The sequence below is a fragment of the Bacillus sp. 7884-1 genome, from assembly GCF_002272245.1.
Lineage (GTDB): Bacteria > Bacillota > Bacilli > Bacillales > Cytobacillaceae > Neobacillus.
Map to the genome: position 1 here is coordinate 1 of NZ_NPDD01000097.1, position 11,331 is coordinate 11,331.

At 38.7% G+C, this 11,331-nt stretch carries 9 protein-coding genes; all 9 read right to left on the reverse strand.

Annotated features, from left to right (window positions below; translation table 11 throughout):
* Positions 1 to 124: 124 nt before the first annotated feature.
* The gene (locus CHI06_RS12565; protein ID WP_095248898.1) at positions 125 to 511 is read right to left on the reverse strand and encodes an FxsA family protein; all 387 of its coding nucleotides are present in this window, start codon (positions 509 to 511) and stop codon (positions 125 to 127) included.
* 105 nt (positions 512 to 616) lie between these two features.
* Positions 617 to 2,380, reverse strand: a complete 1,764-nt coding sequence (pyk, locus tag CHI06_RS12570) for a pyruvate kinase (protein WP_095248899.1) — start codon at positions 2,378 to 2,380, stop codon at positions 617 to 619.
* 33 nt (positions 2,381 to 2,413) lie between these two features.
* Complete coding sequence (gene pfkA, locus CHI06_RS12575) at positions 2,414 to 3,373, reverse strand: 6-phosphofructokinase (RefSeq protein WP_095248900.1); 960 nt, start codon at positions 3,371 to 3,373, stop codon at positions 2,414 to 2,416.
* Between the two features lie 296 nt (positions 3,374 to 3,669).
* Positions 3,670 to 4,644, reverse strand: coding sequence for an acetyl-CoA carboxylase carboxyl transferase subunit alpha (gene accA, locus CHI06_RS12580; protein ID WP_095248901.1), 975 nt, complete (start codon positions 4,642 to 4,644; stop codon positions 3,670 to 3,672).
* Positions 4,638 to 5,513, reverse strand: coding sequence for an acetyl-CoA carboxylase, carboxyltransferase subunit beta (gene accD / locus CHI06_RS12585; protein WP_095248902.1), 876 nt, complete (start codon positions 5,511 to 5,513; stop codon positions 4,638 to 4,640). Before accD ends, accA begins: the two co-directional genes overlap by 7 nt.
* A gap of 204 nt (positions 5,514 to 5,717) precedes the next feature.
* Entirely contained in the window at positions 5,718 to 6,293 is a 576-nt protein-coding gene (locus CHI06_RS12590) for a FadR/GntR family transcriptional regulator (protein ID WP_095248905.1), read from the reverse strand.
* 55 nt (positions 6,294 to 6,348) lie between these two features.
* Positions 6,349 to 7,587: an NAD(P)-dependent malic enzyme gene (locus tag CHI06_RS12595; RefSeq protein ID WP_095248903.1), complete on the reverse strand. Its 1,239-nt coding sequence runs from the start codon at positions 7,585 to 7,587 to the stop codon at positions 6,349 to 6,351.
* 126 nt (positions 7,588 to 7,713) lie between these two features.
* Positions 7,714 to 11,076: a DNA polymerase III subunit alpha gene (dnaE, locus tag CHI06_RS12600; protein ID WP_095248904.1), complete on the reverse strand. Its 3,363-nt coding sequence runs from the start codon at positions 11,074 to 11,076 to the stop codon at positions 7,714 to 7,716.
* Between the two features lie 72 nt (positions 11,077 to 11,148).
* Positions 11,149 to 11,331, reverse strand: a 183-nt coding sequence (locus tag CHI06_RS30205) for a hypothetical protein (protein ID WP_218833096.1), incomplete at its 5' end; no start/stop codon positions are given.

The following is an 11,331-nucleotide window of genomic DNA, read 5'->3' on the forward strand; positions in this document are numbered from 1 at the left end:
AATGCGATAGCATTTTCGAGGAGTCTCGCGCCTTCCGCACAAATCAACAGCATGCCAATATCAATATTTTGCTTTTACACAGCCAATAGAAAAAACGTCAACTCCCACGTGGAAGTTGACGTTTTTATTTAATAATTTTTATATTTCCTTTTTCGATTCTCTTCCGCAGTGCTTTAATCATAAGAAATTTAAAAGGCTTCCTAGACGGAGGAAACAATAATAAAAATCCGAATAAATCGGTAATAAACCCAGGTGTTAAAAGCAGCGTAGCTCCAATTAATATACAAATGCCATCTAGAAGAGATTCACCAGGAATTTGACCATACGAAAGCTGCTCTTGTACTCTTTTGATCGTCTGCAGTCCTTCTCTCTTTGCCAAATAAGCTCCGACGACACCTGTCAAAATAATAAAAGCAATCGTTGGTAAAAATCCAATCGTTTTACCTGATAACAACAGGACTCCAATATCTATTGCGGGTATTACAATAATTAATAATGCTAAATAGCGCATTTTTCCGAGTCTCCTTCAAACCAGCTTGTTTTCATTATATAACGAATACATGAAATCATGCCGAAATAAAGAAAAAAGAAGGGAAAACCCCTTCTTTCTCAGTTTTTAAAGGACGCTGGCATGCCCGTTATAAATGACACCTCTTGTTGCGTCAACTGTGATTTCTTGACCATCTCTAAACAGCTCTATTGCGTTTTCAACACCCACAATAACAGGAATTCCAAGGTTTAGCCCCACAACCGCAGCATGGCTGGTTAACCCGCCTTCCTGTGTGATCAAGGCAGCACACTTTTCAATTGCCGGCATCATATCACGATCTGAGCCTATTGTGATTAAAATAGAACCTGGCTTTACTTTTTCAATAGCTTCTTTCGCATCATGTGCAATTACTACTTTACCAAAAGCAGATTTGCGGCCGATTCCTTGCGCTCTAGTAATGATATCCCCAACAACATGAATCTTCATTAGGTTCGTTGTACCAGCTTCACCAACTGGAACCCCAGCTGTTATGACAACTAAATCACCATGTTTGACGATACCGCTATTCACACTTTCTTCAACTGCACTATCAAGCATTTCGTCAGTAGAACTGCAGATTCTTCCTAGCTGAGGATAAACACCCCAAACAAGTGATAAACGACGGAAAACCTGCTCGTTTGCTGTAACAGCCACAATTGGTGCCTTCGTACGGTATTTTGATATCATTCTTGCAGTATGACCACTTTCAGTTGGTGTAATAATTGCATTTACATCAAGATTTAATGCTGTATGAGCAACAGATTGACCAATGGCATCCGTAAGATTGTGTTCCGAATTTTTACTGCGGGCAGATAAAATTTCTTTGTGATCTAAAGCTTGTTCAGCTCTTGAAGCAATATTGTGCATAGTTTGTACCGCTTCAACAGGGTACACACCAGCCGCTGTCTCACCGGATAGCATAATTGCATCCGTACCATCAAATATCGCATTGGCAACATCACTTGCTTCTGCACGTGTCGGACGTGGATTACGCTGCATAGAATCAAGCATTTGTGTAGCTGTAATAACAGGTTTACCTTGTGTATTACATTTCTTAATTAGCATTTTTTGTACAAGTGGTACTTCCTCCGCTGGGATTTCTACACCAAGATCTCCACGAGCGACCATTAAACCATCAGAAACCTCAAGGATTTCATCAATATTATCGACGCCTTCTTGGTTTTCAATCTTAGGAATAATATGGATATGAGTTGCCTGCTTTTCTTCTAACAGCTGGCGAATTTCCAACACGTCGCTTGCACGGCGTACAAAGGAAGCAGCAATAAAATCAACACCTTGTTCAATTCCAAAAATAATATCACTTGTATCTTTTTCTGTAATACCTGGAAGCTTTACCGATACGCCTGGAACGTTGACACCTTTTTTATTCTTTAAAGTTCCACTGTTAAGAATTTTTGTCTGAATTTCATTTTGTTCCTTATCAATATGAAGGACTTCTAGTCCAATTAGACCGTCATCTAATAATATTTTTGAGCCCACATGAACATCATCAATTAATCCAGGGTATGTAATTGAAAACTTTTCTGTGGTACCTTCTACTTCAGTCATCGAAATAATAATATTATCCCCTGATTTAAGTTCAATTGTTCCATTTACCATATTATTCGTGCGGATTTCGGGTCCTTTTGTATCAAGTAGAATAGCAACAGTTTTACCTGTTAATTTAGAGGCTTCACGGATATTTTGGATTCGCTGGCCATGCTCTTCAAAGTCACCATGGGAAAAATTCAAGCGGGCAACATTCATTCCAGCTTCTATTAATTGAGTTAATTTTTCTACACTTTCACTTGCAGGACCAATCGTACATACGATTTTTGTTTTACGTAACATCTTTGTTTCCTCCTATATTTCAACTAGTACTGGTTAGATAGATAATTCTTTTGAAAGTTTAACAAGGTCTAGATCCAGTGCGTGCTTTCTTTCTAATGCTTCAACGATATCGTAATCCACAACACGATTACTTTCCATCCCTACAGCACGTCCACCTTTACCTTCAATTAATAATTCTACTGCTCTTGCACCTAAACGGCTTGCGAGTACCCTGTCGGCTGCAGTTGGCGAACCACCGCGTTGAATATGCCCAAGTACAGATACTCTTGTATCAAAGTTGGTTGCTTCTTTAAGCTGCTTAGCAAAATCATTCCCGTTGCAAACTCCTTCAGCAACAATAATAATGCTATGCTTTTTCCCACGTTCCTGTCCTTTACGAAGTCGGTCAGCTACTTCATCCATATCAAAGTCTTCTTCAGGAATAAGAATAGTTTCTGCGCCACCAGCTAATCCAGCATACAATGCTAAATCACCTGCGTCCCTCCCCATTACTTCAATCACAAAAGTTCTTTCATGTGAGGTAGCGGTATCACGAATTTTATCCAGAGCATCAATAACAGTATTTAATGCTGTATCAAAACCAATTGTTAGTTCGGTTCCTGGAATATCATTATCAATCGTACCAGGTACACCGACACATGGATATCCTTGCTGCGTCAAAGCTTTAGCACCTCGATATGAACCATCGCCACCAATGACAACAAGCCCTTCAATTCCATGTGCTTTTAACTGATCAATCCCTTTTTGCTGTCCCTCTGGTGTTTTAAATTCTGGGCACCGTGCAGTATGCAGCATGGTACCTCCACGGTGAATAATATCACCAACAGACCCAAGCTCGAGTTTTTTAATATTGCCTGAAATTAATCCAGTATATCCACCATAAATCCCATAAACCTCTACGTTATGATAAATCGCTTTTCGAACAACAGCCCTTATTGCAGGATTCATTCCTGGTGAGTCTCCACCACTCGTTAGAACGCCAATTTTTTTCATATATACCACCTCATGTGATTTTTAAAATCGTATGTATATTTTAATGTAAGTTCCAGTATACGTGTACTGCATTTATTATTTACATAAACGCAGGGAATATTTATAAAATACCACTAAAGAGACACCTATAACAACTCAATCACATTGGTAAATTTAATAGACGGAATAGTATGTTAACTGGAAACGCTTAACCACAAAATGGAAACGCTGCCTTTTACACAAATTGGCTATTTTTTGACATAAGTGTGAACTGGCAAAAAAATCCAAAAAACAAAAACGTGCTCCGAAAGCACGTTTTAGATACTAATATAATCCTTTAAGAATGAGAATTCACCAATCGTTCTAAATCGATTATAACGATCAGCAACAAGCTCCTCTTTTGAGAGTTCTAAAAGTTCCTTGAGAGATTTCTTTAAGAACAAGTCAATCGCTTCTGCCTGCCCCTTGATATCCTTATGTGCACCACCCTTGATTTCCGGGATGATATCATCAATGATTCCAAGTTCCTTTAAATCTGGAGCTGTTATTTTCATGGACTCTGCTGCCTTTTTGGCAAGAGAAGAATCCTTCCATAAAATCGCAGCAGCACCTTCAGGTGATATTACGGAATAAGTTGAGTTTTCAAGCATATACATGCGATTCCCAACTCCTAGTGCAAGGGCACCACCACTTCCTCCTTCACCGATAACGATGCATATAACTGGTACCTTAAGACCTGCCATTTCAAATAGGTTACGAGCAATGGCTTCACTTTGTCCCCGTTCTTCTGCAGCTTTACCTGGATAAGCACCCTTTGTATCAATAAAGCAAATAATCGGGCGATTAAATTTATCCGCCTGTTTCATTAAGCGAAGTGCTTTTCTATAGCCTTCAGGGTGGGGCATTCCAAAGTTCCTGCGAATATTTTCTTTTGTATCTTTTCCTCTTTGATGTCCAATGACTGTAACTGGAAGCCCTCTAAACTTAGCAACCCCGGCTACAATAGCCTCATCGTCACCAAATGCTCTGTCTCCATGACATTCAAAGAAACCTTCAAAAAGGTGAGCAATATAATCTAATGTAGTCGGCCTATTTGGGTGTCTAGCAATTTGAACACGATCCCATGGCTTGATATTGTCATAAATATCTTTTTCAAGTTTTTCAAGACGCAATTCTAATTTTTCAATTTCGGAAGATAAATCAACATCTGCACTTTTTGTAAACTCTTTCAGTTCGGCAATTTTATTTCTTAATTGCACGACCGGGCGTTCAAATTCTAATTCTCCTACCATTCGAGCTCACCCCCGGGTTGATGAATTTCAAGTAAGTTTGTGATTTTATTTATTAAATCAAGGCGAGAAATAATCGCATCAAGCTGACCATGCTTCAATAGAAACTCTGCTGTTTGAAAATCTTCAGGCAGTTCCTCACGAATTGATTGTTCAATTACTCTGCGTCCGGCAAAACCGATTAATGCACCTGGCTCTGCAAAGTTATAATCACCTAGAGATGCGAAGCTTGCTGAAACACCACCCGTTGTTGGGTGGGTCATAATCGAAATAATTAACCCGCCATTATCACTAAATCGTTTTAATGCAACACTGGTTTTAGCCATCTGCATTAAGCTTAGGACTCCTTCTTGCATTCTGGCACCACCAGATGCTGTGAAAATAATAAACGGTATTGACATTTCATCCGCTTTTTCAATCGCACGGGTTATCTTTTCCCCTACAACGGACCCCATGCTTCCCATTCTAAATGTAGAATCCATAATAGCTAAGGCAATCTTATTTCCATTAACGCTTCCACAGCCGGTTACAACGGCCTCATTAATCGTTGTCTTTTGACGGTCCTTTTCTACCTTTTCAAGGTAATCTGGGAAGTTCAACGGGTTTTCAGAAACCATGTTTTCATTTATCTCTTCAAAGCTGCCCTCATCTAAAAAGCTGACGATACGCTCTTTGGCATTCATAGCAAAGTGAAACCCACAATGTAAACAAATTTTTAAATTCTTATTAAGCTCTTTCGTATACATAATGGTTTTACATGAAGGGCATTTCGTCATAATGCCTTCAGGTACATCACTTTTCGCAGCCTCGGTAGGAATCGTTGCATACTTTTTCTTTTTAGTAGTATTTTTTGTAAAAAGTTCTTTAAGCAATTTGCCCAAACCTCCCTCGTTGGAAAAAAATCAAGCCAAACGGCAAGTTTTTTATCATCTTATATAGAAGTCTTTCCTTAAATAATGACAATTCAAACCTATCCCATACAATCTGGTCAGACCACTTAAAAATTAAAAATGCCCATTTCAAATAGGGCTTGATTGCTTGTCTATCACTATAAAGGATAAATAATTCAAATTCTGTTAGTATTTGTCGGTTAAAATAGACAAATTTCTTAATTGCCGATAAGCAACAAATGTCTTTTTTTCATCTTTTTCAATCAGAGCTTCTATTAACATGAAATAGCTGTTCTTATTATACTCTACTTTTCTTAAATTCAAAGAATTATAATAATCCTTTAGTATTAGCCAGATTCTGGAAAACAGATAGTTATCAGCCATTTCAACAAGCTGATTAAAGAATTGATCATCGTTTATTTGATCATCTTCAACCAAGCTTTTCAAGGTAAATAACTTGTTTTCATCCGCTCTATTCAAAACCAAACGAAGAAAATCCATTTCTATGAGGTTCTTTGTTTCTATCACATCTAATTTTGCTTTTTCATCTTGAAGAATAAAGGTTCCGAGCAGCTGTACCAGCTGATTTCCACGAAAGTCTCTAATGAACGTCCCTTCCCCGCGTCTGGTTTCAATTAACCCGAGCAGTTCTAACGCTCTTAATGCTTCCCGAACGGAAGAGCGCCCGACATTCAGGCGCTCAGACAATTCCCGTTCAGATGGTATTTTATCTCCAGATTTCAAATTATCTGCTGAAATCATTTCTCGTAGCTGTTTAACAATTTCTAAGTAAACTTTATTATTCGTCACTTACTTATCACTCACTTTTACCGATAATAGCGAGCCTCATTGTTTTTTCTTTCACATCTTCAGGGTCAACCTTAATCCGAGCAACACCCGTTTCCATTGCAGCTTTGGCAACTGCCGCAGCAACTGCTGGTGCAACTCTTGGATCAAAAGGTGCAGGGATGACATAATCCTCAGATAGCTCCGATTCGCTTATTAAACTGGCAATTGCCTCAACAGCTGCCACCTTCATTTTTTCATTAATATGTGTTGCACGAACGTCTAGGGCGCCACGGAAAATCCCTGGGAAGGCTAGTACATTATTAACTTGATTTGGAAAATCTGATCTGCCAGTTCCGACCACTCTTGCTCCAGCTTCTTTTGCCACATCCGGCATGATTTCTGGATTCGGGTTAGCCATTGCGAAGATGACAGAATCTTTATTCATGGAAGCAACCATTTCTTTAGTCAAAGCACCTTCAACAGATACGCCAATAAATACATCGGCACCTTTTATTACTTCCTCAAGACTTCCAGTAAGATTATCACGATTTGTGAATTTAGCTACCTCTGCCTTGACGTTATTCATTCCTTCCGGGCGGCCTTCGTAAATGGCACCCTTTGTATCACACATAATAATATCTCTTACACCATAGCTGTATAATAATTTAATAATGGCAATTCCAGCCGCTCCAGCCCCATTAGCAACCACTTTAATTTCAGTTATTTTCTTGCCAATCAACTTTAATGCATTGACAAGACCCGCAGCCGTAACAATAGCAGTCCCATGTTGATCATCATGGAAAACAGGGATATTCGCTTCTTTTTTCAATCTTTCTTCAATGACAAAGCAATTTGGCGCGGCGATATCTTCAAGATTCACGCCGCCAAATGTCGGTTCAAGCAACTTAACAGTTTCAATTATTTTTTCGACATCCGTTGTGTTTAGGCAGATTGGGAAGGCATCAACGCCAGCAAAGCTTTTGAATAATACTGCTTTACCTTCCATAACTGGAAGTGCAGCTTCTGGTCCAATATTTCCGAGCCCCAGAACTGCTGTGCCATCTGTAACGACAGCAACCATATTGCCTTTCATGGTGTATTCGTAAACCGTTTCTGGTTTCTCATAGATGTCTTTACATGGTTCGGCAACCCCAGGCGAATACGCTAAACTTAAATCCTTCGCATTTCTTACAGGTACTTTTGATTTCGACTCAAGCTTTCCTTTGTTAATTCGATGCATGTGTAATGCTTCTTCCCGTAATGTCAAGATATGTCACCCCTTAAATTAGTACAAAAAGAAATCGATAATTATAATAATAGCTAGTCTGTATTTAGTGGTCAGACCACACCCATTTCATTACCACTATATCACATCTTTAAGAGTTGTAAAGAATTATTCTTTCAAAACAACATTATTATTTCCTAAAAATTCGCTCAATGATTTTAATAGTGTACTGCTGGGTTCAATCATGAATTCATTCCCCAGCCTGATGGTTTTTTTGCTTGTCTCATAGTGTAAAACAACTTTTGTTTTTCCAGTATTGCCCTTAAATAATTGTTTTAATTGATTTAACGAATGTTCGTCTTGTTTTCCCTCTACTATTTTTAGATATAAAATAGATTCCTGCTTCGTTTTTGTGTTTAACCAAGATTCAATTTCAGATACTTGCTGGATAATAAATTGAAGCTTACCATCCCGCTCTTCCGCTTTCCCTTCCATCACAACAAATTTCCCATGGTCCAGCAGGTGCGAGTATTTTTTGTAGACAACTGGAAAGGCGACTGATTCCATTTCACCACTCGAATCACTTACATTCAAAAAGGCCATTGAATCCCCTTTTTTTGTCCGAATTTTTCTTAGAGATACAATATATACACCAGCAGCTGCCCGTTTATGTTCCGCAGTTAACTCAAACAATACAAATGCTCCAGCTTGTTTTAGTCTTTTTTCAAAAATGGATATTGGATGGTCCGAAAGGTAGAAACCAAGTGCTTCTTTTTCAAAAGACAGCTTATCCTCTAGTCTAATAGCATCAACTTGGACGTATTTTGGCTTAAGTTGAAATTCCTCTAGAAATAACTCCACTTGGCTTGATTCATCAACCTTAAATATTTGAGCATGCTCTAGCGCAACATCCAAACTTGCAAGCAAGACTGCACGGTCTTCGTTAAATTCATCGAAGCTTCCAGAATGAACGAGAACCTCAAGCGTTTTTCGATTGATTGCTTTCGAAGAAACCCTTGTGCAAAAATCGAATAAATCCTCAAACTTTTTACTTTTCCTTGCTTGAAAAATTTCTCTTAATGCTGCTGCTCCAACACTTTTAATGGCTGCAAGGCTGTACCTTATACCAGTCTTCTCTACCTGAAAGGAAAATCCGCTGTAATTGATAGAAGGAGGCAGTATATCAATTTCCTTTTGTTTTGATTCCAAGATATATTGGGCTATTTTTGTTTCATTCCCAATAGCTGATGTGAGAAGTCCAGCCATAAAATAAAGGGGATAATTCGCTTTTAAATAGGCAAGCTGATACGCAATCATACTGTAAGCAACTGCATGGCTTCGATTAAAGCCATAATTTGCAAATCGAACAATTAAATCATAAATATTATTTGCAAGTTCTCGTTCATACCCCTTCTTTAAAGCACCTTGGACAAAATGGTTTCGCTCCCTGTCCAACACTTCCTTTTGCTTCTTCCCTACCGCTCTCCGCAGTAAATCCGCTTCACCGAGTGAAAAACCAGCCATTTTCGAAGCAATTTGCATGATTTGTTCCTGATACACAATGACTCCATATGTATTTTCCAGTATAGGTTCCAAATCTTTATGAGGGTATTCCACTGCCTGACTTCCATGTTTCCGTTCAATAAATAGAGGGATATTTTCCATTGGTCCTGGCCGATACAGTGCATTAACTGCAACAATATCCTCAAACCTTGAAGGTTTTAAACTCAATAGTACCTTCCTCATTCCCTCTGATTCCAGCTGAAAAATACCTGTTGTCTCTCCCCTAGCTAACAGTTCGAACGTTATTTCATCATTTAATGGGAGGGTCTTAATATCTACTTTTCTTCCCGTTTTCTTTTGAATAGAAGATACGATTGATTCGAGTAAGGTTAAATTTCTTAATCCCAGAAAATCCATTTTCAGTAATCCTATTTCTTCAAGATGCTCCATAGAGTACTGAGTTAAGTAAACCTGGTTATGCCCTTGTTGAATTGGAATTAACTCAATCAACTGCTTCTCACTAATAATCACTCCTGCGGCATGTGTAGAAGTGTGTCGTGGTAATCCCTCTATCTTTAAAGCTGTTTCATATAGCTTACGATTTACTGGGCTTTCATCAACAAAGGCTCTAAGGTGCTGCGATTCTTTATAGGCATCTTCAAGATTGATTCCTAGACGAGAGGGGATACGTCTTGACAACTGTTCTAATTCCTTCGTATTTAAACCAAAGGCCCTGCCAACATCTCGTATTGCTGCCTTGGCGGCAAGCGTTCCAAAGGTTACAATTTGGGCTACGTGTAATTCGCCATATTTCTTTGCAACGTATTCTATTACTTCATCGCGGCGGTGGTCAGGAAAATCAATATCAATATCAGGCATTGATATTCGCTCTGGATTTAAGAATCGCTCAAATAATAATTGATGGGACAGTGGGTCGACATCGGTTATATACAATACATACGCAACCAGTGATCCTGCAGCAGACCCCCTGCCTGGACCTGTCAAAATGCCATTCTCACGTGCATATCTCATAAAGTCCCAAACAATTAAAAAGTAGTTGCTAAATTTCATGGCGTTAATGACTGATAATTCATAAGACAAACGCTCAAAGTGTTCCTGAGTAGGAGCAACAAAGCGCTCCTTTAACCCTTTTTGGCAGAGCATTTCTAAGTATTTCTCTGCAGGTTGTCCATCGGCAGTTGGGTATTCAGGTAAATAGGTTTTGTTCAATTCAATGTTTACCATGCATCTTTTAGCAATACTAATACTATTTTCTAACACCTCAGGTATATCAGAAAATATTTCTACCATTTCCTGTGCAGTTTTTAGGTAAAATTGATTACTTTCCAATCTTTCTCTATGCTCATCCTGAAGTTTGTCACCGTTTTTTATCGCTAGTAAACATTCATGTGCGAACATATCATCTTGTTCAAGGTAATGAACCCTATTCGTTGCGACTAATGGAATAGTTAGTTCTTCGGCAATACTTTGAATCTTCTTTGTTACAATAACTTCCTGCTCTAATTGATGATTTTGAACAGCAAGGTAAAATGACTCTCTTCCAAAGATGGACTGAAGTTTTTTTATGATTTCAATTGCCTGTCCTTGCTGATCATTTAAAAGATTTTGTTCTATCTCTCCTTCTATTCCTGGCGAAATGGCTATAAGACCTTCCGCGTAATGCTTTAACCATTTAAAAGGGATACCGTTTGTCGCTTTTGTTTGTACCGCACTAGATATTTTTAATAGGTTCTTAAATCCCTTTTCATTTTCAGCAAGTAAGACTAGCGGATATGATACTTCTTTCTCTATTTCACTTTCTACATCTACAGTCAGCCCAATAATCGGCTGTATATTATTTTTTATGCAAAGTTTATAAAATTTAATGGTTCCATACATAACATTCCTATCGGTTAATGCGATAGCGCGGAATCCTTTTTTCTTTGCGTTAGCAATCAATTCATGAACCGAGGCTGTGCTGGTTAATAAGCTGTATGCACTATATACATGAAGGTGAATAAAAGACATTTTTGTCACCTCTTTCATTTAAAACTCTTATCTTTATTATAGAGCCAAACTCTAAAAAAGGAAAATATGTTCTTATTTTATCGGCTGTGTTAACCTGTCTGTTAATTTGCGCTCCACCAAGGAATGCTTCTTCGAATAATCACCGCAGGTACAGGCGGTCTCTGCCTGTACCGAGGCGCTTCGCTTTCCGCGGGCGTTTCGGGAAGCCTGTCTAGCTGAAGCGCCTGCGGGGTCTCCCCTGCTCCGTACTCCCGC